Raw genomic sequence first — 22,881 nt, forward strand, 5'->3', positions numbered from 1 at the left:
GACGGCGGGGAAATGCAAATCGCTCCGCCGCAGGGGGAAGGGGCTACAGACGCGATTCGCCAAGATCGAGCATATGGACGGAATGGCCCGCCCGCTCGAGCGCGGCGAGGATCGTGGCCGCATGGCCGGCGTCATGGGTTTCCATGGTGACGTCGAGCGTGGTGCCCTTGGCCGGCACGTTGAGGAACAGCCGGTGGTGCGAGACCTCCATGATGTTGCCGCCCTCCTGGCCGATCAGGGTGGAAATCTCTCCCAGGATGCCGGGCCGGTCTGACGTGGTGATGCGCACCGATACGAGGCGTCCGTCGCGGGCGAGCGCCCGCACCATGATGGAGGAAAGCAGCCGCGGGTCGATGTTGCCGCCGCACAGCACCAGGCCGACGCGCCGGCCGGAGAAGCGCTCCGGCGCGGCCAGCATGGCGGCAAGACCGGCGGCCCCTGCGCCTTCGGCCATGGTTTTCTGCAGCGTCATGTAGGCATTGATCGCCTGCTCCAGCGCAGCTTCGTCGACAAGGAGAATGTCGTCGACGGTGCGCCGCACGATCTCCAGCGTCAGTCGGCCGACATTCTTCACCGCGATGCCCTCGGCAAGGGTCGCCCCGCCGCAGTGGGCGGGCTTTCCCTCAAGGGCGGCGACCATCGAGGGATAGAGACGCGATTCCACTCCGATGACTTCGATGTCGGGCTTCAGCGCCTTCGCCGCCGTCGCCATGCCGGAGATAAGCCCGCCACCCCCGACCGGGACCACGAGGCAGTCGAGCTCCGGCTGGTCCTCGAGCATCTCCAGCGCGATCGTGCCCTGTCCGGCGATGATCGCCTCGTCGTCGTAGGGATGAACCCACACGAGGTCTTCCGCCGCGGCGATGCGCTCGGCCTCCGCCTGCGCATCGGCGAGCATCTCGCCGGCGAGAACCACCCGCGCGCCGTAACCGCGCGTCGCGGCGACCTTCACGATCGGCGTCGGCTCGGGCATGACGATGGTGGCTGGAATGTCGAGCCGTGCGGCGTGATAGGCCACCGCCTGGGCGTGGTTCCCCGCCGACATGGCGATGACACCGCGTGCCCGCTCGGCCTGCGAGAGCGCGAGCAGCTTGACCAGCGCGCCGCGCTCCTTGAAGGCGTTGGTGACCTGGAGGTTTTCGTATTTGACGAAGACCTCGGCGCCGGTCAGCCGCGACAGTTTGGGCGCCGGCAGGAAGGGGGTGCGCATCACCGCCCCCTCGATCAGGCGCGCGGCCTCGCGGATCGTGTCGAGGGTGACGGACATCGGGCAGGCTCCCGGCAGGAAGAAGGAAGGTCCTCCTGTGCCATCAAGCCGGGACCATTTGCAAGCTCGCGATGGTGGAGCCGACCATGAGCGCGGCAAGCGCGATGCGCAGGCCCTGCAGAAAACGCCCGTTGCCGGTGCTCTCGCGCAGCCACGACCCGCACAGCAGCCAGAGGCCGTTGAGCACGAAGCCGAGGCACAGGAAGGACAGCGACACGGTGAGCGCGTCGGCGAGATAGCGCGCCGGGGAGACGAACTGGGAGATCGCCGCCACCTGCATGGCGTAGGCCTTTGGGTTGAGCGGATGGACGATGAGGCCGCGCGGAAAGCCGGGCACCCGCGCCGCGCCCGAGGGCCCCTTGGCCGGGCTGCGGACCACGACCCAGGCCAGATAGAGAATGTACCCCATGCACGCCCAGCGCAGCACGGCGAAGACCTGCGGCGCGCTGGTCAAAAGGGCGTAGAGGCCGGCGACATTCAGCCAGAAGATGATCTGAAAGCCGCTCATGGTGCCGAGCAGGAAGGGCAGGGCGGGGCGCGCGCCAAAGGCCAGGCCACTTGCCATCAGCGCCATGTTGGCTGGCCCCGGCGAGCCGACCATGGCGAGGATGAAAAGCCCGAGCAGGGCGAACTGGGCAAGCGGCATCACGCTTTCGGGCGACATTTCGGCGACTCCGGCGGGCGACGGCCTCGACCGTCGCGACTTGTATCGAGGCGGCGAAACTTGCTTGAATCAATTCGTGGTACAATAGTAACATTGTACTCATGACAATATTCCTGAACCTTGCGGATAGCATCGACGCCCCCCCCACGGCGAGGGTGATCGATGCGCATCTGCGCGCCGCCGTCACCGACGGGGCTCTGGCCCCGGGAACCCGCCTGCCGCCGATCCGCGAGGCGGCATGGCAGTTGCGCTGCGCGCCGGGAACCGTGGCGCGCGCCTACAAGGCGCTGGTGCTGGCCGGCCTCGCCCACGGCGAGGTGGGGCGGGGAACGTTCATCGGGGGGAGCGATCCGCGCATCGCCTTTCCGCCCGGTCTTTCCGGCGAGGCGCGCGCGGACCGCGCGAGCGCCGACGCCGTGCCGGCACCCACGGTCGATCTGGCCATCAACAGTTTCGGCATGGAGGACCCCGGCGCGCTGGTCGCGGGCGGGCTCGCCCATGCCGCCGAGGTGCTCGGGCAAGGCGCGCCGGCCGGCTATCGCCCGGCCGGCGGCGGCAGCGGGGAACGGGAAGCCGTGCTGCCGTTTCTCGCCCGCTGGCGCGACGGGCTGGAGCCCGGCAACGTGGTCATCACCGGCGGCACCCAGTCGGCGCTCTTTGCCGCGCTGCTGGCGCTGCGCGACCAGGGCGGGGGGCTTGCCTGTGACCAGCTCACCTATCCAGGCGTGATCGCGGCCGCCGCCGCCATCGGCCTGCGCCTGCACGCGGTCGTCGCCGACGGGGAGGGCATGTCGCCCGATGCGCTCGACGCGCTCGCTGCCAGGGTACCGCTCGCCGGGGTCTTCGTCATGCCGGGTATCCACAATCCGACGGGGCGCGTGATGGGCGCGCGGCGGCGCGCGGCACTCGCCGAGATCGCCGCGCGGCGCGGCCTCACCGTGGTCGAGGATCAGGTCTACGGATTCCTTCTGGACGCGGACGGACCCGGCTTCTCCCATCTCGTGCCGGAGCGCACGGTGCTGGTGACGGGGCTGTCAAAATGTGTCTCGCCGATACTGCGCGTTGGCTACGCGGCGGCGAGCCCGCTGCTCGCCCGCCGTATCCTGGCGGTGCAAAACGCCATGCAGCTGATGGTGTCGCCGGTGCTGACGGAGGCTGCGTCCTGGATCCTGGGCGGGCCGGGGCTCGAGGCGCGGATCGCACGGCTGCGGGCGGGGGTTGCCCGGCGCGGTGCGCGCGCGGCGGCGCTGCTGCCCGGCGTCGACCCGGTGCGCCTCTCGGGCGGTCTTGCGTGGATGGAGCCGGGTTCGGGCTGGCGGGCGGAGGAATTCGCCGCAGAGGCGTTGCGCCTCGGGGTGCGGGTCAGCCCGGCGCGGCCCTTCGCCGTTGATCCGCGCGGCGCGCCAGAGGCGGTGCGCCTCTGCCTTGCCTGCGAGCCCGACGAAACGCGCTTCGAGACGGCGCTTGAAACGCTTGCCGGGCTCGCTGGCCAGTCGTTCCCGGCCGCGGCCATGCTGCCGTGACCGGGATGGCGTCCTCTCAGTCGCGGCCGAGCAGCTTGCGTGCCGCGTCCACCGCGAAATAGGTGAGCACGCCGTCGCAGCCAGCGCGCTTGAACGCCGTCAGGCTTTCCATCATGGCGCGCTCGCCGTCGATCCAGCCGTTGTTGGCGGCGGCCATGATCATCGCGTATTCGCCCGACACCTGATAGGCGAAGGTCGGTCGCAGGAAGCTGTCCTTCACCCGGCGGATGATGTCGAGATAGGGCATGCCGGGCTTCACCATGATCATGTCGGCGCCCTCGGCTAGGTCGAGCTCGACCTCGTGCAGTGCCTCGTCGGTGTTGGCCGGGTCCATCTGGTAGGTGCGCTTGTCGCCGACCAGCGTCGCATTGGTGCCGACCGCGTCGCGGAAGGGGCCGTAGAAGGCGGAGGCGAATTTCGCGGCATAGGACATGATCTGCACGTCCGTGTGGCCGCTCGCGTCGAGCGCGGCGCGGATCGCGCCGATGCGCCCGTCCATCATGTCGGAGGGCGCGATCACATCCGCGCCGGCGTCCGCCTGCAGCAGCGCCTGGGCGACGAGCTGCTCGACGGTCTCGTCGTTGAGCACCGTCTCGCCGTCCATCAGCCCGTCATGGCCGTGGCTGGTGTAGGGATCGAGCGCGACGTCGGTGATGATGCCGAGGGGAAGGCCGGCACCCTTGATCGCCCGACAGGCGTTGCAGATCAGGTTCTCCGGGTTGAGCGCCTCGGAGCCGTTGGGGTCGCGCAGCGAGGGATCCGTGTTGGGGAAGAGAGCAATCGCGGGAATGCCGAGCTCGGCGGCCTTTTCCACCACCCCGGCGATCCGGTCGACCGAATGGCGCGAGACGCCGGGCATGGAGGGAACCGGCTCCTCGATGTTGCTGCCGTCCGTCACGAACACCGGCCAGATCAGGTCGTCCACGCCGAGCGTATTCTCCCGCACCAGCCGGCGCGACCAGTCGGTGCGTCGGTTGCGGCGCATGCGCCGTCCCTCGAGAATGGTGTCGAGCTGGATGGCCGGGCGGCCTTCGAGAGGGCGCTGGGGGGCGGTCATGACGGGATCTCCTGCGGGCTGGTCCGAAACCGGACGTGGCGTGTGGCGGGACATTAACCGCTTGGCGCGTCGGTCGGAAGCCGGCGGCGCGCGCTTTCTGCCGACAGATTGACGCGGCCGCGGGGGGCCGGTACTTCACGAGGGAGGCGGTCCCGCGCGGACCGATGCGGGAGGAGATGCGGCGCATGGATTTCACCCTAGGCGAGGATCAGCGGGCCTTCCAGGATGTGGCGCGGGCATTTGCCCGCGACGAGATGGAGCCCTTCGCGCACGACTGGGACGAGCGGTCCGAATTCCCGGTCGCGACGCTGCGCAAGGCGGCGGAACTCGGCTTCGGCGGGATCTATGTTGGCGATGACGTCGGCGGCTCCGGGCTGACGCGCCTCGACGCGGCGGTGATCTTCGAGGAACTGGCCGCCGGCTGCACCTCCACCGCCGCCTATATCTCGATCCACAACATGGCGGCGTGGATGATCGACCGCTACGGAACGGACGCGCAGCGCCGGCGCTTCCTGCCCGAACTCTGCACCATGGCGCGCTTCGCCAGCTACTGCCTGACCGAGCCGGGCGCGGGCTCCGATGCCGCGAGCCTGCGCACCCGTGCCGTTCGCGACGGCGACCACTACGTCCTCAACGGCTCGAAGGCCTTCATCTCCGGTGGCGGTGTCTCCGACGTCTATGTCGTGATGGTGCGCACCGGCGGCGACGGCCCGAAGGGCATTTCCTGCATCGTGGTGGAAAAGGGCACGCCCGGCCTGTCCTTCGGCGCGCAGGAGGTCAAGCTCGGCTGGAAGAGCCAGCCGACCGCGCAGGTCGACTTCACCGACTGCCGCGTGCCGGTCGACAACCGCATCGGCGCGGAAGGGGAGGGCTTTCGCATCGCCATGGCAGGCCTCGACGGCGGCCGGCTCAACATCGGCGCCTGCTCGCTGGGCGCGGCGCGCGCCTGTCTCGACCGCTCGATCGTCTATCTCAAGGAGCGCCGCCAGTTTGGCCGCGCGCTCGCCGAATTCCAGGCTCTTCAGTTCCGCCTTGCCGACATGGCGACCGAACTGGAGGCGGCGCGCCTGCTGCTGCACAAGGCGGCGACGCTGGTCGACGCCAAGACCCCCGATGCCACCCGCCTGGCGGCGATGGCCAAGCGCATGGCCACGGATGTGGGTTTCTCCGTCGTCAACGAGGCGTTGCAATTGCACGGCGGTTACGGCTATCTCCGGGACTATCCTGTCGAGCGCTTCCTGCGCGACGTGCGGGTGCACCAGATCCTGGAAGGCACCAACGAGATCATGCGCGTGATCATCGCGCGCGATCTTCTGAAGGACTGAGGAGAGCGTCGCATGGCCCGCCACCCCGCAAACGGCAAGGCCTGGGGCCTTGCGGCAGGAGATCTCGGAGAATGAGGCGGGGGCTCTTCGTCGGGATCGCCGGCTGGCTGGCCGCGACCGTGCTGTTTCGCCTGTTCGGCGACATGATTCTGCCCGGACCGGGCCCCGCCTATGTTGCGGCGATGATCGTCGGCGGTGTTCTCGCCGTCGCGGTGGCGCTTGCCGCCGCGCGGCTTTTCTGCAAGCCGGGCAAGAGCGCCCGTTTCGCCGCAGGCGTCGTCATCCCCGGTCTCTTCGGCGATGCCGCGACGACGCTTGCCTTCCCGGATGTCTTTCCCGCGATCCCGGCCGCCCGCGATGCGCTTTTCGCTGCGATGATGCTGTGGGGCTACGGGCTGATTCTGGCCGGGCTGATCCTTTTTGGCGACAAGGTAGTGAGGTCTTGATGAGCGAAGCTGAAATCCTTTTCGATCGGCAGGGCCGCGCCGGCCTCGTCACGCTCAACCGCCCGAAGGCGCTCAACGCGCTGACGCACGCCATGGTGAGCGCGTTCCATCGCCAGCTCGATGCCTGGCGGGATGACGAAACCGTCGGCTGCGTGATCGTCAAGGCGGCGGGTGACAGGGCGTTCTGCGCCGGCGGCGATATCCGCCAGGTCTATGACCAGGGCAAGGCGGGCGACCCGACCCAGCGCGACTTCTTCGCCGACGAATACCGGCTCAATGTTGCCATCAAGCGCTTTCCCAAGCCCTATGTCGCGCTGATCGATGGCATCGTCATGGGCGGCGGCGTCGGCGTTTCGGTGCACGGCGGCTACCGCATCGGCACCGAGCGCACGACCTTCGCCATGCCGGAGACCGGGATCGGCTTCTTCCCCGATGTCGGCGGCAGCTACTTCCTGCCGCGCATGCCCGACGAGACCGGCATGATGGTGGCGCTCTCCGCTGGCCGGCTGAAGCAGGCCGATGCTCTGTGGAGCGGCGTGCTGACCCATGGCGTCAACGCCGAAGATCTGGCGGCGGTCGAGGCGGCGCTGTGCGAGACGCAGGACATCGACGGCACGCTCGCTCATTTCACCGCGCGCTGCGATCCCGGCCCCGCGCCGCTGGCCGGACGCGCGGGACCTGTCGCCGGGATCTTCTCGGGCGGTTCGGTCGCCGCGATCCTGGATGCGCTCGACGCTGCCACGGGCGACGATGCGGAGTGGGCGGGAAAGCTCGCCCAGCAGATCCGCGCCAAGTCGCCGATGAGCCTGGAGGTCGCGTTCGAGCAACTGCGCCGTGGCGGCGCGCTCGATTTCGAGGCGTGCATGCGCATGGAGCACCGCATCGTCAGCCGCATTCTCAAGGGGCATGATTTCTACGAGGGCGTGCGCGCGGTGATCGTCGACAAGGACAATGCGCCCGTCTGGTCGCCGGCAAGCCTGGACGAGGTGCGCCGCGAGGACGTGGAGGCGCATTTCGAGATGCCAGAGGGCGGCGATCTCGATGTCTGATTCCGCCGCCCGCCCCGCCACCGGAAGGACCCGGCCATGATCGGCGCATTGCGCGACTTCTGGAGCAACAAGCGCGACTGGAACTCGGTGCTCGTGTGGTACCTGCGCGCCATGGCGATTCTGCTCATCGGCGGCGGCCTGATCCACTGGGCCCGCATCGTCGGCATCGTGCCCTGGCGGGGCGCGTGGTTCTGGGAAATGCCGGTCGAGTGGCAGGCGGCAACGGTGTTTTTCGCCGTGCTCGATCTGGTCGCTGCCATCGGCCTGTGGCTGGCCGTGTCCTGGGGCACGGTGATGTGGCTGCTGCGGGCGCTGACGCAGGTCGTCATGCACTCGCTGTTTTCCGACATCTACGGGCGCAGGCCCTACGAGATCGCGTTCTATCTGACGACGATCGCGATCTATCTGGTGATCCTCTATCTCGCCGACAGGGAACAGCGACGATAGGGCGGTCGTCCGGGAATCTCATCTGACAATCAACGCCACTGGGGAGTGAAGGAACATGGCTACGATCGGATTTGTCGGGCTTGGCAACATGGGCGGGCCGATGGCGGCGAACCTCGTCAAGGCGGGGCACGTCGTCAACGGGTTCGACCTGTCGCAGGCCGCAAAGGACCACCTCAAGGAGGCTGGCGGCACCCCGGTGGAAACGCTGGCCGAGGTCGCATCGGGCGCTGACGTCATCGTCACCATGCTTCCCGCCGGCGCCCATGTGCGCAAGGTCTACACCGGCGAGGACGGGCTCTTTGCCCACGCCAGGGCGGGGACGCTGATGATCGACAGCTCGACCATCGACGTGGAAAGCGCCCGCGCGGTGGCGAGCGCTGCCGAGGTGGCCGGCATGGCCATGGTCGATGCGCCGGTTTCCGGCGGCGTCACCGGCGCGGCCGCCGGCACGCTCACCTTCATGGTCGGCGGACCCGACGAGGCCTTCGCCGCCGCCAAGCCCTATCTCGACATCATGGGCAAGACGATTGTCCATGCGGGCGGGGCGGGCAACGGCCAGGCTGCCAAGATCTGCAACAACATGCTGCTCGGCATCTCGATGATCGGTGTCTGCGAGGCCTTCGTTCTGGCCGAGCGCCTCGGTCTCGACCACCAGAAGCTCTATGACATCTCGTCGACCGCGTCCGGCCAGTGCTGGTCGCTGACGACCTATTGCCCGGTACCGGGCCCGGTGGAGACGTCGCCGGCGAACCGCGACTACCAGCCGGGCTTCGCCGCAGCGATGATGTTGAAGGACCTGAAGCTCGCGCAGGAGGCGGCCAGCACCTCGGGCGCCTCGACGCCGCTCGGCGCGGAGGCGGCCGCGCTCTACAACCTGTTCTGCAATGCGGGCGAGGCCGGCACCGATTTTTCCGGCATCATTCGTTTCCTGCGCGGTAACGAATAGGCGTCGGCGATCCCGGCGCGCGCGGCCTGGGACGGTTTTTCCGGGCCGTGGAGCCCTCATGGAGCGCGAGATGGGCACGATCTGTCCCTTTCGCGCTCCACGATTTGCGGTGGACGCCACGTAATCCCTTGAGAAAACATGTTCTCGGCAAGTACTGTGGTTAACGAAACGTATTTTCATTCATCCTGCAACGCATTTGCGCGTTAACCAGCGATTTAGTCTTCTTTTTAAGCGGATTTTAGAAGCCTCCAAGTACTCTGTCCTCAAGGTGACAAAAAAGGCACCGCAAACAATACATGAGGCGCAGACAATGATGACGGCGAAAAAAGCGGCCGATGCAGTGATGCAGGCCGAAGAAGGCGACGAGATCAAGCCGCTGTATCTTGAAGCACTGACGCTCGTCGAGCGACTGCATCGTCGCTTGCTGGACGTGATCAAGGACGAGTTCGACCGCGAAGGCCGGAATGACGTCAACAGTGTTCAGGCGCTGCTGCTGTTCAATATCGGCGACGCGGAGCTGACGGCAGGCGAGCTCAGGACTCGCGGCTACTATCTCGGCTCGAACGTGTCCTACAACCTGAAGAAGCTCGTCGACATGGGCTTCATTCACCACCAGCGCTCGCGCACGGACCGCCGTTCGGTTCGCGTCAGCCTGACGGACGAGGGCAAGAACATCGCCACCAAGGTGGCCGCGCTCTACGAACGGCACATGCTGTCCGTCGAGCAGGTTGGCGAGATCGGGCCCGAGGACCTCAAGGTTCTCAACCGCTCGCTGCGTCGCCTGGAGCGTTTCTGGACCGACCAGATCCTCTATCGGCTCTGACGTCGCGAGGATACCGACTGCACTGGTCTGATCGACAACGGGCCGCTCCGTACGCCGGAGCGGCCCGTCGTGCGTTTGCCCTCCGGACACGGCGGGCTGGAGCGGGTTCCGGGGCGTGCGACATGAATGCGCCACATTATCATGGATATCCAGAAGCGTTGGGGGCTTCCGTCCTCCGGTATTGCATCCGGAAGTCCTCGCACATGTGCCCCGCGCGCCCGTAAGGCCAAATTTGCCGCACGGATTGCGGCGCGGGCCATTTTGCGTGATCGTTTGTTAAGGTCATCACGCTACCCCTGAAACGACAGATCGTTTCATCGCAGGCAAGAGTGGAGTGGACGTGGTGGGAATTCGACGGGCCCGGATCATCGGATCGAGCGCCGCGCGCGGCGTCGCCAATCTCATTCCGCTTGCGCGCATGCCCCTGGCGCTGCTCGGCGCGGCGCTGGCCGTTTCGGCGATGCCGGCGGGAAGCGCATCGGCACAGACCGCGCTCCAGGGCATCATCGAACAGCAGCAGCGGGTGGAGTGGCGCGACCAGTTCGACACCACGACCATGCGCAGCCTGCAGAAGGTCGAATCCTCCTATCCGACGCTTTCGCCCGATACGGCCGCCTATGTCGAGACGGCGATCCAGCGCTACTCCGCCATCGTCCAGCAGGGCGGCTGGCAGCCGGTGACGAGCGGGCGCAAGGCGATGCGCCTGGGCGCGCGCGATGCCAACGTCGTGTCGCTGCGTCGCCGCCTGATGGTCTCCGGCGACCTCGAGCAGACCGCCGGCCTGTCCGACACCTTCGATTCCTACGTCGATGCGGCGGTGCGGCGCTTTCAGATCCGCAATGGCCTGACGCCGGACGGTGTTGTCGGCAAGGGCACGCTCGACGCGCTCAACGTGCCCGCGAACCAGCGCCTGTCACAGCTCGAGACCAACCTGGTGCGGCTGCGTTCCATGTCCGGCTTCCTGGGTGACCGCTACGTGATGGTCAACATCCCGGCCGCCGAGATCGAGGCGGTGGAGAACGGACGTGTGCGCTCGCGTCACACGGCCGTGGTCGGCAAGATCGACCGCCAGACGCCGATCCTTAATTCGTCGATCTACGAGCTCAACTTCAACCCGTACTGGACGGTGCCGGTCTCGATCATCCGCAAGGATCTGATCCCGAAGATGAAGCAGGATCCGAACTACCTCGAGAAGAACCGCATCCGCATCTTCGACTGGAAGGGCAACGAGCTTGCCTGGCAGCAGATCGACTGGAACACGGACGAGGCGACCCAGTACCAGTTCCGCCAGGAACCGGGCGAGATCAACTCGCTGGGTTCCGTGCGCATCAACTTCCACAACAAGCACCAGGTCTATCTGCACGACACGCCGTCGAAGTCGCTGTTCGGCTCCGACTACCGGTTCCATTCCTCCGGTTGCGTGCGCGTGCAGAACGTCCGCGAGCTGATCACCTGGCTTCTGGAAAGCACCACGCCGGACTGGAGCCGCGCCCGTGTCGACGAGACGATCCGCTCCGGCGCGCGCGAGGATGTGAAGCTCAGGGGCAAGATCCCGATCTACATGACCTACATCACCGCCTGGGCGACCGCCGAGGGCGTGGTGCATTTCCGCGATGACATCTACGACCGCGACGGGTTGACCCTTGGCGGTCCGGAGACGGGAGTCGCGTTGCAGTGAGCGCGCCCTCCGGCCCCGCGGGAGAGGTCTATTTCGAGTTTCACGCCGTTGGCCGCCAGGTCAAGGTAACGGCCATCGACGCCACCACGGGCGTCGAGGTGATCGTGCTCGGGCCCGTTCAGGCAAGCCGGAGCGACCTCCAGCAACTCGCGCTGCGCAAGCTCCAGCGTCGCCTGCAGGGCGACGCCGCCGGCTAGTTCGCGCAAACCGGCACGGCCGGCGGACCTTGCGGCAAGGCGCGCATGGTGTCGCATCGATGCCAAATTGCCTTGGTTCACTTCACCGCCTGTGGTATTTGCGGAGCCCTCGCAAAGGGCGGGCGCGGCCATTCCGGCAACGGCCCCCGGCAGCCGTTTTGCGGCGAAGGCGGGGGCACGCACCGGGCGTGGCGGGCGGTCCGCAGTCCCGGACAGGCGGCACGGGCCGCATCTTCTTTGTTCATGCTGTGAGAGGGGACCGACGATGTCGATGGCCGATAGCAATCTCGACTCGCCGATTTTTCCGGATTTCTTCACGCGCTCGCTCCGCGACGCCGATCCGGAAATCAATGACGCGATCACCGGCGAACTCGGCCGTCAGCGCCATGAGATCGAGCTGATCGCATCGGAAAACATCGTTTCCCGCGCGGTTCTCGAGGCGCAGGGCACGATCCTCACCAACAAGTATGCCGAAGGCTATCCGGGCAAGCGCTACTATGGCGGCTGCGAGTTCGTCGACGTCGTCGAGACGCTCGCGATCGAGCGCGCCAAGACGCTCTTCGGCGCCAATTTCGCCAATGTCCAGCCGAACTCGGGCAGCCAGATGAACCAGGCGGTGTTCCTGGCGCTGCTGCAGCCGGGCGACACCTTCATGGGGCTCGACCTCAATTCGGGCGGTCACCTGACGCATGGCTCGCCGGTCAACATGTCCGGCAAGTGGTTCAACGTCGTCTCCTACGGCGTGCGTCGGGACGACCACCTGCTCGACATGGACGACATCGCCCGCAAGGCGGAAGAGCACAAGCCCAAGCTCATTCTCGGCGGTGGCACGGCCTATTCGCGCACCTGGGACTGGAAGCGCCTGCGCGAGATCGCCGATTCGGTCGGTGCCTACCTGATGGTCGACATGGCCCATATCGCCGGTCTGGTCGCTGGTGGCGTGCATCCCTCGCCCATCCCGCATGCGCATGTGGTCACCACCACGACCCACAAGTCGCTGCGCGGTCCGCGCGGCGGCATGATCCTGACGAACGACGAGGCGATCGCCAAGAAGATCAACTCGGCCGTCTTCCCGGGTCTTCAGGGTGGTCCGCTGATGCATGTCATCGCCGCCAAGGCGGTTGCCTTCGCCGAGGCGCTGCAGCCTGACTTCAAGACCTACGCGCAGGCCGTTGTGGCCAATGCCAAGGCGCTGGCCTCCAGCCTGCAGGAGCAGGGGCTCGACATCGTTTCGGGCGGCACCGACAACCATCTGATGCTTGTCGACCTGCGGCCGAAGAATGCCACCGGCAAGCGTGCCGAGGCCTCGCTCGGCCGCGGCAACATCACCTGCAACAAGAACGGCATTCCCTTCGACCCGGAAAAGCCCTTCGTGACCTCCGGCATCCGCCTTGGCACGCCGGCCGGCACGACCCGCGGCTTCGGCGTGGCCGAGTTCCAGGAAATCGGCCGGCTGATCGGCGAAGTTCTCGACGGTCTGCGCTCGGCCAACGCCGACGAAGGCAATGCCGCCGTCGAGGCGCGGGTGAAGGAGAAGGTGCTGGCGCTTACCGGGCGCTTCCCGCTCTACTCCTACCTGGACTGAGTGCGGCGCCGGCCTTTCAAGGCCGGCACGCTCACGGCCATTTGCATCGACCCTGTCGCGCGGCGCACTATCCTGGGCGCCGCGCGTTTTTCGGCCCTGCCTTTTTTTGGGTGCGGGCCGAGCCCGTCGAGGGCGCGGAGGCGCGCCTGATTTCCCATGCGGAGCGTGACTGATGTCGCGCCCCGCGATCCAAGGCGGGCGGTCGGATGACGACCGCGCGCTGTGCAATTGCCCCTCGGCGCGCCCCCGGCGCCGCCCCGTGGTCCGGAGCCAGTACGACGCATGAAGTGTCCCTATTGCGGTTGCGACGACACGCAGGTGAAGGATTCCCGCCCGACCGAGGACAACACCGCCATCCGGCGCCGTCGGGTCTGTGGCGAGTGCGGGGGACGATTCACCACCTTCGAACGCATCCAGTTGCGCGAGCTGACCGTAGTGAAGCGCAACGGCCGGCGCGTTCCCTTTGACCGCGACAAGCTGGAGCGCTCGGTGCGGATCGCCACGCGCAAGCGGCCGGTGGATCCGGATGCGCTCGAGCGGATGGTGAGCAGCATCGTGCGACAGCTGGAAAGCTCCGGCGAGAGCGACGTGAAGGCGAGCGACATCGGCAATCTGGTGATGGAAGGGCTGAAGGACATCGACGACGTCGCCTATGTCCGCTTCGCCTCCGTCTACAAGAACTTCAGGGAGGCGCGCGACTTCGAAGCGCTTCTTGACGAAATGAGCGGGCCGGAAGCGGAACCTGCAAACGAAAGCTGAGCGGACGGATACGTGAAAGTTTCGACTTGTCGGGATGACGCCCGCTTCATGGCGGCCGCGGTGGCCTATGCCCGCAGGGGCCTGGGCAAGGTCTGGCCAAACCCGGCGGTCGGCGCGCTGATCGTGCGCGACGACGGCAACGGACCGCGCGTCGTCGGACGTGGCCACACGCAGCCTCCCGGGGGGCCTCATGCCGAGGTTGTGGCGCTGCGCCAGGCAGGCGACCTTGCCCGTGGCGCGACCTGCTACGTCACGCTCGAACCCTGTTCCCATCATGGCCGCACCGGCCCTTGCGCAGTGGCGCTCGCCCAGGCCGGCGTCGCGCGCGTCGTGATCGGCCTGCTCGATCCCAATCCGCGTGTCGCCGGGCGTGGCGTCGAGATGCTGCGTGCCGGCGGCGTCGATGTCGTTTCGGGTATCCGCGAGGATCTCTGCGCCGCGCTGCATGCCGGTCATGTGCGTCGGCTGGTCGACGGGCGGCCGCATGTGATTCTCAAGCTGGCGGTGTCGCGCGATGGCTTCATCGGTTCTCCCGGCAATGGCCAGGTGATGATCACCGGCGAGGATGTGTTCCGCCGGGTGCATGTCCTGCGTGCCGAATGCGACGGCATTCTCGTCGGCATCGGCACCGTGCTCGAGGACGATCCGGGGCTCGATTGCCGGCTGCCGGGCATGTCGCATCGTTCGCCGGTGCGCATCGTGCTCGACACCCGCGCCCGCATACCACTCGACAGCCGGCTGGTGACCACTGCCGGGGAGGTGCCGGTGTGGGTGATCGTGTCCGCCGATGTGGATCTGGAGCGCACCGATGCGCTGACCGCCGCCGGCTGCACCGTCATCCGCATCGCCACGCCCAGGAACGAGAGCCTCGATCCCCACGCCGCCCTGCGCGCGCTCGGCCAGCGCGGCATCACCCGCCTGCTGGTGGAAGGTGGCGCGGGCGTGGCGCGTGCGCTTGTCGATGCGGACCTGGCCGACGAAATCTGCGTCTCGCGCGGCAATGTGGAGATCGGGCAGGGGGGCTTGCTGCCCTTCGTCGACGAGGGTATCGAGCTGATCGAACGCGCGTCCCGCTATCGACGGGTTGCCTCCGACGCCGTTGGCGACGACATCATGACGATCTACCAGCGCGAAAGGGCCTGAGCCATGTTCACCGGCATTGTCACCGACATCGGCCGTATCGAAGCGGTGGAGAAGATCCCGGCGGGCCTGCGCACCCGCATCGAGACGGCCTATGACACCGGCTCGATCGACATCGGCGCGTCGATCGCCTGCGCCGGCGTCTGCCACACGGTGACCGCGAAGGGGGGCAATGGCTGGTTCGAGATCGAGTCGGCGGCCGAGACCCTGCGCCTGACCACCGTCGCCGACTGGAAGGCCGGCGACCGGGTGAACCTGGAACGGTCGCTTAAGATCGGCGACGAACTCGGCGGCCACATCGTTCAGGGGCATGTCGACGGCGTCGCGGAGATCCTGGAGCGTGTCGATCATCCCGACAGCGTCTTCTTCCGCTTCCGCGTGCCGGCGGAGCTTGCGCCCTTCATCGCCAAAAAGGGTGGTGTCGCGCTCGATGGTGCCTCGCTGACCGTCAATGAGGTGGAGGGCGACACCTTCACCGTCTTCCTGATCCCACACACGCTCACGGCCACGACCTTCGATGAGCGGCGCGTCGGCGACCGGGTCAATGTCGAGGTCGACATGATGGCGCGCTATGCCGCGCGGCTGGCCGAATACCGCTGAGCGGAGACGCTTCGGGAAACCATCCGCGGATGCCGCCGAGGGGGCGTGGCAATCTTGTTCTGGACAAACGGCTGGCGGCATGGTTCCTACCGGCACCTTGCCCACCGCACAGCGACGCACCCGGCGCCACCCGCGCCGTTCGTCTTGCGTTGCGGGCACCAGAAATCATCGCGCGCCGCCCCAGCGCCGGCGCCGCAACAGCAGGGATGACCTGACATGTCCGCCCCCAGAATCCTTATGATCGATGCCCGGTTCTACGGCGACCTGGCCGACGCGCTTTGCGAAGGCGCGACCGCCGTTCTCGATGCCGCCGGCGCCGACGTGACCCGCGTGTCCGTTCCCGGCGTTCTCGAAATCCCGGCCGCCCTTGCCATGGCGCTTGCTGCCATGGAGACCGGCGAGGTCGAGTTCGACGGGTTCGTTCTGCTCGGCTGCGTCATTCGCGGCGAGACCACGCATTACGACATCGTTGCCAATGAGTCCGCCCGCGCCGTGATGGAACTGACCATCGACGCCGCGCTGCCGGTGGGCAACGGCATCCTGACCGTCGAGAACGACGAGCAGGCATGGGTGCGCGCCGACCCCAAGCGCAAGAACAAGGGCGGTGCCGCCGCGCAGGCCGCCCTCGACATGATTGCCGTTCGCGACCGTTTCGAGGGTTAAGCCATGACGGACGAGACCGAAGCGCCGAAGGCGCGTGCACCCAAGCCGGCCAACAAGCGCGGAGCCGCCCGTCTTTCGGCGGTGCAGGCGCTTTACCAGATGGACATGGGCGGGGCGCAGATCGCCGATGTTCTGTCCGAGTTCGAGGCGTTCCGTCTGGGCGCGGAACTTGACGGCGAACAGTATCGCGAGGCCGATGCGGCCTGGTTCCGCGATCTGGTCAAGGGTGTGGTCGCCGAGCAGCGACAACTCGACCCGGAGATCCACCGCGCGCTCGTCGCCGGCTGGCCGCTGCGCCGCATCGACACGACGTTGCGCGCGATCCTGCGCGCCGGAGCCTTCGAGCTCATGCACATGAAGATCGTGCCGGCCCGCGTCGTCATCAGCGAGTACATCGACGTCGCCCGCGCCTTCTACGAGAGCGAGGAGCCGCGCATGGTGAACGGCGTGCTCGACCGGCTGGCCCACATGCACCGGCCGGAGGAATTCGGCGGTGTCGCGGCGCCTGAGGGATCCGCCGACACCCCGCACGACTGAGCCCCACGGGCACTCGTCCGTTCGCCAGCCATAGACTGGGGCAATGGCTCGCCCGTAGCCATTGCCCTTCTTGCGTGCCTCGCCTAGCCTGATCGCCCCGGCGCCCTGGTGAGTCCTCCCCGGACCCGCGCATGCCGGACCGCAGGTTTCCGAGGACCCCGCCCATGACCAGTACCGCCGCCTCCAGCGAGGCGATACCCTTGATCGACGACCGACTGGCCAAGCGGAATGCCGCGCTTCTCGCCGCGGCACAGGCTCTTGGCGGTGCTTCCGCCTCCATCGTCATTGCCTCTGCCTCGCTTGTCGGGGCGAGCATGCTGGGGGCTGACAAGTCGCTTGCGACGCTTCCCGTCTCCTGCTTCGTCCTCGGCACAGCCTTCGGCACCTTGCCGGCGGGCGCGGTGATGCAGCGTTACGGCCGGCGCGCCGGCTTCGTCGGCGGCGCCGCCTTTGGCATTCTCGCTGGCCTGCTGTCGGCCTGGGGGATATTTCAGGCGAGCTTTCTGATCTTCTGCCTCGGCACCATGGCCAGCGGGTTCGTCAGCGCCTTTACCCAGCAATACCGCTTTGCCGCCGCCGATACCGCCAGTGACGCCTTTCGGCCGAAGGCGATCTCCTTCGTGCTGGCCGGTGGCGTGCTGGCCGGCATTATCGGGCCGCAGACGGTGATCAACACAGCCAATCTGTTTGATCCGATCCTGTTCGCCGGCACCTATGTCGCCCAGGCTGGTCTTGCGCTTGTCACCCTGTGCATCGTTGCTTTCGTCTCGGTGCCCCGTCCGCCGCGCAGCCGGGGACCGGTCAGCGGCGTGCGTCCTCTCTCCGAGATCATGGCGCAGCCGCGCTTCATCGTCTCCGCCGCGTGCGCCATCACCACCTACGCGCTGATGAGCCTGGTGATGACCGCGACGCCGCTTGCCATGATCGGCTGTGGCCTGACCGCGGACGATGCTGCCCACGGCATCCAGTGGCATGTGCTGGCCATGTTCGGCCCGAGCTTCTTCACCGGCCATCTGATCACCCGTTTCGGTCGCGAGCGCATCGTCGCCATCGGGCTTGCGCTGCTTTCCGGTTGCGCCGCCGTGGCTCTCTCGGGCATCGATGTTGCGCATTTCTGGACGGCGCTGATCCTGCTCGGACTTGGCTGGAACTTCGGCTTTATCGGCGCCACCGCCATGCTCGCCGACGCCTACCGGCCGCAGGAACGGGCCCGAGTCCAGTCGGTGAACGACTTCCTTGTGTTCGGCTTCGTGGCGATGGCCTCGTTCTCCTCCGGCGCTTTGCTGCAGAACTTCGGGTGGGAGACGGTGAACTGGCTGGTGTTCCCCTTCACCATCGTGAGCCTGATCCTGCTGGTCTGGCTCGTGCTGAGCGAGCGGTCCCGCGCCGGAGGGCTTTGACGGGCGACGCCCGCACAGGGCAGGGGAGAGGCGCCGCCGCGTGCGGCGTGGATCGCGCCGCGCACCGGCGGTCGCTGGGGCGAGATTGCACGTAAAAAAATCCCTCGCGCGTCGGCAGGACCTGCTTGTGGAAGGCGGCGTGGGGGGCGGGGCGCCATCTCCGAGAAGGCGCGTCGCCGCGCCTCCCGGGAGATCTCCACCGTGACGCGCCGGTCTCGGGCCTTTCGGGATTCGCGTCAGGCGCGGGGCTTTGGCGCCTTGATCTCCCGCGCCGACCGTCGCGGCCCGGGCCCGCCGCGTCCCGCATGGGCGAGACGCGCGCGGGCAGCGGGTTGCTGTGGGCGTCAAGCCCGCAGGCCCTACTCTTTTCCCGGTTGCGAAAACGGAAGCGCCTCGCGTGTTCAGAAAACTTCTGTTTCGCGTGAATGACTTGCCGCAACAATGACATGTATTGCAAGAGCGACAAACCTGCTGCCTGCAGTGCCGTTCGATCGCGATTCCCTAGCGGAAGATTTGTGTCGTCTTGCCACCAGCGCGGCGAGCGCTCCGGCTGCTCTGCAAAATCGCCTGCTTGACGGCACCGACAGGCAGGATACCGTCAGGTTACAGGGACCGATAATGACAAGAAACGGCCCTTCCGCGTCCTTCAACGGGGGGAAGAATGCTCGAACTTGCTATCGTGATCGTTTGCGGGTTGCTCTCAATCGCCTATGGCGCATGGGCAGTTCAGTCCGTCATGGCTGCCGATGCGGGCAATGCCCGCATGCAGGAAATCGCCGGTGCCATCCAGGAGGGTGCGCAGGCCTATCTCAACCGCCAGTATTCGACGATTGCCGTGGTAGGCATCGTCATCTTCGCGCTCGTCGCCTGGCTTCTCGGTCTTCTGGTGGCGGTCGGTTTCGCCATCGGCGCGATCCTGTCGGCGGCCGCCGGCTACATCGGCATGCTGGTGTCCGTGCGCGCCAACGTACGCACCGCCCAGGCGGCGAGCACCTCGCTTGCCGCGGGGCTCGAGATCGCCTTTCGCTCCGGCGCGGTAACGGGCCTGCTCGTTGCCGGTCTGGCGTTGCTCGGCGTCTCCGTCTATTTCACGATCCTCACCATGGGGCTTGGATACGAGGCGCAGAGCCGCACCGTGATCGACGCGCTTGTCGCGCTCGGCTTCGGCGCGTCGCTGATCTCGATCTTTGCCCGTCTCGGCGGCGGCATCTTCACCAAGGGAGCTGATGTCGGCGGCGATCTGGTGGGCAAGGTCGAGGCGGGCATTCCCGAGGACGACCCGCGCAACCCGGCCACCATTGCCGACAACGTGGGCGATAACGTCGGCGATTGCGCCGGCATGGCCGCCGATCTGTTCGAGACCTATGCGGTGACCGTGGTCGCCACCATGGTGCTGGCGTCGATCTTCTTCACCGGCGCCGCGGCGACGTCGCTGATGCTGTTCCCGCTGCTTATCGGCGGGGTCTGCGTCGTCACCTCGATCCTCGGCACCTTCTTCGTCAAGCTCGGCGCCAGCAACTCGATCATGGGAGCCCTCTACAAGGGCTTCGTCGCCACCGCGGTTCTGTCCGCCGTGGCGCTCTTCCTGGTCGTGTTCTTCTGGCTTGGCTTCTCGACGGAGTTCACCGCCTCGAACGGCCTGACCTTCTCCGGTCGACACCTGTTCTACTGCGGCCTTGTCGGCCTCGTCGTCACCGGCCTGATCATCTGGGTGACGGAGTATTACACCGGCACGGACTATCGTCCGGTGCGCTCCATCGCCCAGGCCTCGGTGACCGGTCACGGCACCAACGTCATCCAGGGGCTGGCCATCTCTCTCGAGGCGACGGCGCTTCCCGCTCTCGTCATCATCGCCGGCATCCTGGTCGCCTACGGCCTTGCCGGTCTCTTCGGCATCGCCATCGCGGTGACGACGATGCTGGCGCTGGCCGGCATGGTGGTGGCGCTCGACGCCTTCGGTCCGGTGACCGACAACGCCGGTGGCATCGCCGAAATGGCGGGGCTGCCCAAGGAGGTGCGGGTCACCACCGACGCGCTCGACGCGGTCGGCAACACCACCAAGGCGGTGACCAAGGGCTATGCCATCGGCTCCGCCGGACTGGGCGCGCTGGTGCTCTTCGCCGCCTATACGGAGGACCTGAAGTTCTTCGCCGCGCAGGCGGCACCGGGCAGCTACTTCGACGGGGTGAACGTCGATTTCTCGCTCTCCAACCCCTATGTGGTGGTCGGTCTGCTCTTCGGCGGTCTGCTGCCCTTCCTGTTCGCCGGCATTTCGATGACGGCGGTCGGCCGCGCCGCCGGCGCGGTCGTGGAGGAGGTACGCAGGCAGTTCCGCGAGAAGCCCGGGATCATGCAGGGCACCGAGAAGCCGGACTACGGACGGGCGGTCGACATGCTGACCCGCGCCGCGATCCGCGAGATGATCGTGCCCTCGCTGATGCCGGTGCTGTCGCCCATCGTCGTGTTCTTCGCGATCACGGCGATCGCGGGCAAGTCGCAGGGCTTCGCCTCGCTCGGTGCCATGCTGCTCGGTGTCATCGTCACCGGTCTCTTCGTCGCCATCTCGATGACGGCCGGCGGCGGCGCCTGGGACAACGCCAAGAAGTCCTTCGAGGACGGCTTCGTCGACAAGGACGGAGTGCGCCACGAGAAGGGCTCAGAGGCGCATAAGGCCTCGGTGACCGGCGATACGGTCGGTGATCCCTACAAGGACACCGCCGGCCCGGCGATCAATCCGATGATCAAGATCACAAACATCATCGCGCTTCTGCTGCTCGCCGTGCTCGCGCACACCTGAGGAGCCGCCAAACGCGCGAAGGGCGCGGGAATGACCCCGCGCCCTTCTGGATTTTCCGGAATTCCCCGGAACCGCCTGTCCGGTATCGGACCCGCCCGCAGCGTCTGGCTGCGGGCTTTTTCTTTTCGAGCCCGCACGCGCTTTGCGGGGCCCGCTCCTCAGAGATTGAGGCTCGGGTTCTTGGCGCCGCGCAGGATCTGCGTCAGGAAGCCGTAGTCGCTGCCGCCGGTGCGCGTCTTGCGCGTCAGCACGTCGATGACCTTGCCGTCCTCGAGGCTGTAGTAGGCGGTGTCGCGCACGAAGCCGTCCTCGTCGAAATAGATCGCGACAACGCGGCGCTCGACCGTTTCGGGTGCGAGGAACGCCGTCGTCTCATTGGTCTGGGAGATGTAGTAATAGGCGTCACCGTTGAGGCGCGACATGGTCGAGGGCGAGCCGAGCAGAAGCTCGACCTGCTCGCGGCTGGAGCCGACCTGGATCTCGCGCACCCGGTCGGTGGACAGCACATGCCCATGCTGGAGCGTCGTGGTGAAACAGCCTCCAAGCGGAAGCGCGAGCATGCCCGCAACAAGCGCGCCGCGAACCCAGCCGGTTCGTGCCGTGCCGTTTCCGCCCCAAGTCCCGCGAACACGTGTCGTCATAAATGCCTGTCCCGTTCTTCGTGCCGCCGCCGCCGGTCCGGCGGGTTACCCCCGCCTTCCGTCCGTCGACCGGCGCGGTTTCCTCGCGCATCCTTGGCAAAGTCCCTAACCTGCGCTAGGCCACTTGGCAACCGTCGTGCAATCGAGGCAATCCATGGTATTCGGACTTTTCAGGCGACGCACGCCCGACCTTGTGACCGTCGCATACTCCGCGATCGTGGCGCAGGCGCGGCAACCGCACTTCTACGCAGAGCTTGCTGTTCCCGATACGCTCGACGGACGGTTCGAGATGGTCTCCTTGCACACGATCCTCGTTCTCAACCGCCTGCGCGGCGAAAAGGACAAGGCGGGCGAGTTCGGCCAGCAGCTTTTCGACCTCTTCTTCCTCGATATGGATGGCTCGCTGCGTGAGTTGGGGGTGGGCGACGTCTCCGTTCCCAAAAAGGTCAAGAAGATGGCTGAAGCCTTTTACGGCAGGGCGGCGGCTCTGGGGGCGGCCCTTGCCTCGGACAGCCGGGCCGAGCTGATCGAGATGATCGATCGCAACGTTCACGCTGGTGCCTCGGCGCCGGCCGCATCCGCAGCGCTTGCCGCCTATGTGCGGGCGAGCGCGGAAACGCTGGCCGCGGCACCGGTCTCAGAGATTCTCGCCGGCAGGCCCTCCTGGCCCGACCAGACGCAGTTCACCGTCAGTGGAGCGAACCGTTGACCGTAAAGCCCTTTCCCCTTCGCCATCCCGTCGAGGCGTCGCAGATCTCCGGCAAGCCGCGCAACGTCACGCTGGTTCCCTCGCAGGATGAAGTTGCGCGGATCGCGGACGCCTACGGTCTTCTCGGCCTGTCCGGCCTGCGCGGCGAGTTCGAGCTGCGGCCGTGGCGGCGCGAAGGCGTCGCCGTCAGGGGCGTGTTGCACGCGGTCGCGACGCAGGCCTGCGTGGTCACGCTCAAGCCGGTCGAGCAGGTGATCGACGAGCCTTTCGAGATGCGCTTCGATCCCAGGGTGGAAACCTCCCCCGAAGCAACTGGGGAAATCGATGTCGACGCTTTCGCCGATGACCCGCCCGACCCGCTCGACAACGGGCGCATCGACCTCGGAGCCATCCTGTGCGAGCAGTTGACGCTTGCCCTCGACCCGTTCCCGCGCGCCCCGGACGCCGAGGTTCCCGAGGAATTCCGCCCGGACGAGGACGAGAAGGCCGAGGAGCGTCCGTCGCCGTTCGCCGCGCTCGCCGGGCTTCGCAAGACCGACGACTGAGCCGATCCCGGGGCGCCGGAGCGCCTCGCGGTGAGGAGAAAGCTGTTGTCACGCCGGCCCAAAAGGGTATGTTCCCCATCGCT

General features: G+C 67.0%; 23 protein-coding genes. 19 read left to right on the forward strand and 4 right to left on the reverse strand.

Annotated elements, in window-relative coordinates:
• Positions 1-43 precede the first annotated feature (43 nt).
• Complete coding sequence (locus tag ACN0WF_RS10660; RefSeq protein ID WP_417772799.1) at positions 44-1,267, reverse strand: threonine ammonia-lyase; 1,224 nt, start codon at positions 1,265-1,267, stop codon at positions 44-46.
• A 43-nt stretch (positions 1,268-1,310) separates the two neighbouring features.
• Positions 1,311-1,931: a LysE family translocator gene (locus tag ACN0WF_RS10665; RefSeq protein WP_417772800.1), complete on the reverse strand. Its 621-nt coding sequence runs from the start codon at positions 1,929-1,931 to the stop codon at positions 1,311-1,313.
• Positions 1,932-2,032: 101 nt separating this feature from the next.
• On the opposite strand from ACN0WF_RS10665, the gene ACN0WF_RS10670 reads away from it, so the two are divergent.
• Positions 2,033-3,454, forward strand: a complete 1,422-nt coding sequence (locus ACN0WF_RS10670; protein WP_417772801.1) for a PLP-dependent aminotransferase family protein — start codon at positions 2,033-2,035, stop codon at positions 3,452-3,454.
• Positions 3,455-3,470: 16 nt separating this feature from the next.
• On the opposite strand, the gene hemB is transcribed toward ACN0WF_RS10670, so the two are convergent.
• The gene (hemB, locus tag ACN0WF_RS10675) at positions 3,471-4,439 is read right to left on the reverse strand and encodes a porphobilinogen synthase (protein ID WP_417772844.1); all 969 of its coding nucleotides are present in this window, start codon (positions 4,437-4,439) and stop codon (positions 3,471-3,473) included.
• Between the two features lie 257 nt (positions 4,440-4,696).
• On the opposite strand from hemB, the gene ACN0WF_RS10680 reads away from it, so the two are divergent.
• The 16 genes from ACN0WF_RS10680 (at position 4,697) to ACN0WF_RS10755 (ending at position 20,903) form a co-directional block, all read left to right on the forward strand.
• Positions 4,697-5,836 (forward strand): isobutyryl-CoA dehydrogenase, encoded by a 1,140-nt coding sequence (locus ACN0WF_RS10680; RefSeq protein WP_417772802.1) that lies wholly within the window; start codon positions 4,697-4,699, stop codon positions 5,834-5,836.
• 71 nt (positions 5,837-5,907) lie between these two features.
• Entirely contained in the window at positions 5,908-6,282 is a 375-nt protein-coding gene (locus tag ACN0WF_RS10685) for a DUF5367 family protein (RefSeq protein ID WP_417772803.1), read from the forward strand.
• Positions 6,282-7,331: an enoyl-CoA hydratase/isomerase family protein gene (locus ACN0WF_RS10690; protein WP_417772804.1), complete on the forward strand. Its 1,050-nt coding sequence runs from the start codon at positions 6,282-6,284 to the stop codon at positions 7,329-7,331. The genes ACN0WF_RS10685 and ACN0WF_RS10690 overlap by 1 nt, the downstream gene beginning before the upstream one ends.
• Positions 7,332-7,367: 36 nt before the next feature.
• Entirely contained in the window at positions 7,368-7,778 is a 411-nt protein-coding gene (locus ACN0WF_RS10695; protein WP_417772805.1) for a DUF6163 family protein, read from the forward strand.
• A gap of 55 nt (positions 7,779-7,833) precedes the next feature.
• The gene (mmsB, locus tag ACN0WF_RS10700) at positions 7,834-8,724 is read left to right on the forward strand and encodes a 3-hydroxyisobutyrate dehydrogenase (RefSeq protein WP_417772806.1); all 891 of its coding nucleotides are present in this window, start codon (positions 7,834-7,836) and stop codon (positions 8,722-8,724) included.
• Between the two features lie 310 nt (positions 8,725-9,034).
• Positions 9,035-9,547 carry a transcriptional regulator LdtR gene (gene ldtR, locus ACN0WF_RS10705; RefSeq protein WP_417772807.1) on the forward strand — a complete coding sequence of 171 codons (513 nt, stop codon included), beginning with the start codon at positions 9,035-9,037 and terminating at the stop codon, positions 9,545-9,547.
• 418 nt (positions 9,548-9,965) lie between these two features.
• Positions 9,966-11,225 carry a L,D-transpeptidase family protein gene (locus ACN0WF_RS10710; RefSeq protein WP_417772845.1) on the forward strand — a complete coding sequence of 420 codons (1,260 nt, stop codon included), beginning with the start codon at positions 9,966-9,968 and terminating at the stop codon, positions 11,223-11,225.
• The gene (locus ACN0WF_RS10715; protein WP_417772808.1) at positions 11,222-11,422 is read left to right on the forward strand and encodes a DUF6898 family protein; all 201 of its coding nucleotides are present in this window, start codon (positions 11,222-11,224) and stop codon (positions 11,420-11,422) included. Before ACN0WF_RS10710 ends, ACN0WF_RS10715 begins: the two co-directional genes overlap by 4 nt.
• 271 nt (positions 11,423-11,693) lie before the next feature.
• Complete coding sequence (gene glyA, locus ACN0WF_RS10720) at positions 11,694-13,007, forward strand: serine hydroxymethyltransferase (RefSeq protein ID WP_417772846.1); 1,314 nt, start codon at positions 11,694-11,696, stop codon at positions 13,005-13,007.
• 282 nt (positions 13,008-13,289) lie between these two features.
• The gene (gene nrdR / locus ACN0WF_RS10725) at positions 13,290-13,766 is read left to right on the forward strand and encodes a transcriptional regulator NrdR (protein WP_417772809.1); all 477 of its coding nucleotides are present in this window, start codon (positions 13,290-13,292) and stop codon (positions 13,764-13,766) included.
• Positions 13,767-13,778: 12 nt separating this feature from the next.
• Positions 13,779-14,909: a bifunctional diaminohydroxyphosphoribosylaminopyrimidine deaminase/5-amino-6-(5-phosphoribosylamino)uracil reductase RibD gene (gene ribD / locus ACN0WF_RS10730; RefSeq protein WP_417772810.1), complete on the forward strand. Its 1,131-nt coding sequence runs from the start codon at positions 13,779-13,781 to the stop codon at positions 14,907-14,909.
• Between the two features lie 3 nt (positions 14,910-14,912).
• A complete protein-coding gene (locus tag ACN0WF_RS10735) occupies positions 14,913-15,506 on the forward strand; it encodes a riboflavin synthase (RefSeq protein WP_417772811.1) in 594 nt (197 codons plus the stop codon).
• Between the two features lie 216 nt (positions 15,507-15,722).
• A complete protein-coding gene (gene ribH, locus ACN0WF_RS10740; protein ID WP_417772812.1) occupies positions 15,723-16,169 on the forward strand; it encodes a 6,7-dimethyl-8-ribityllumazine synthase in 447 nt (148 codons plus the stop codon).
• 3 nt (positions 16,170-16,172) lie between these two features.
• Positions 16,173-16,706 carry a transcription antitermination factor NusB gene (nusB, locus tag ACN0WF_RS10745; protein ID WP_417772813.1) on the forward strand — a complete coding sequence of 178 codons (534 nt, stop codon included), beginning with the start codon at positions 16,173-16,175 and terminating at the stop codon, positions 16,704-16,706.
• Between the two features lie 164 nt (positions 16,707-16,870).
• Positions 16,871-18,106 (forward strand): MFS transporter, encoded by a 1,236-nt coding sequence (locus ACN0WF_RS10750; protein ID WP_417772814.1) that lies wholly within the window; start codon positions 16,871-16,873, stop codon positions 18,104-18,106.
• 661 nt (positions 18,107-18,767) lie between these two features.
• Positions 18,768-20,903, forward strand: coding sequence for a sodium-translocating pyrophosphatase (locus tag ACN0WF_RS10755; RefSeq protein WP_417772815.1), 2,136 nt, complete (start codon positions 18,768-18,770; stop codon positions 20,901-20,903).
• A 158-nt stretch (positions 20,904-21,061) separates the two neighbouring features.
• On the opposite strand, the gene ACN0WF_RS10760 is transcribed toward ACN0WF_RS10755, so the two are convergent.
• Positions 21,062-21,544 carry an outer membrane protein assembly factor BamE gene (locus tag ACN0WF_RS10760; RefSeq protein ID WP_417772816.1) on the reverse strand — a complete coding sequence of 161 codons (483 nt, stop codon included), beginning with the start codon at positions 21,542-21,544 and terminating at the stop codon, positions 21,062-21,064.
• A gap of 154 nt (positions 21,545-21,698) precedes the next feature.
• On the opposite strand from ACN0WF_RS10760, the gene ACN0WF_RS10765 reads away from it, so the two are divergent.
• Together ACN0WF_RS10765 and ACN0WF_RS10770 are read left to right on the forward strand one after the other, a co-directional pair.
• Positions 21,699-22,253 carry a ubiquinol-cytochrome C chaperone family protein gene (locus tag ACN0WF_RS10765; RefSeq protein ID WP_417772817.1) on the forward strand — a complete coding sequence of 185 codons (555 nt, stop codon included), beginning with the start codon at positions 21,699-21,701 and terminating at the stop codon, positions 22,251-22,253.
• Positions 22,250-22,798 (forward strand): YceD family protein, encoded by a 549-nt coding sequence (locus ACN0WF_RS10770; RefSeq protein WP_417772818.1) that lies wholly within the window; start codon positions 22,250-22,252, stop codon positions 22,796-22,798. Before ACN0WF_RS10765 ends, ACN0WF_RS10770 begins: the two co-directional genes overlap by 4 nt.
• Positions 22,799-22,881 lie beyond the last annotated feature (83 nt).

The sequence above is a fragment of the Stappia sp. genome, from assembly GCF_048268045.1.
Classification (GTDB): Bacteria; Pseudomonadota; Alphaproteobacteria; order Rhizobiales; family Stappiaceae; genus Stappia.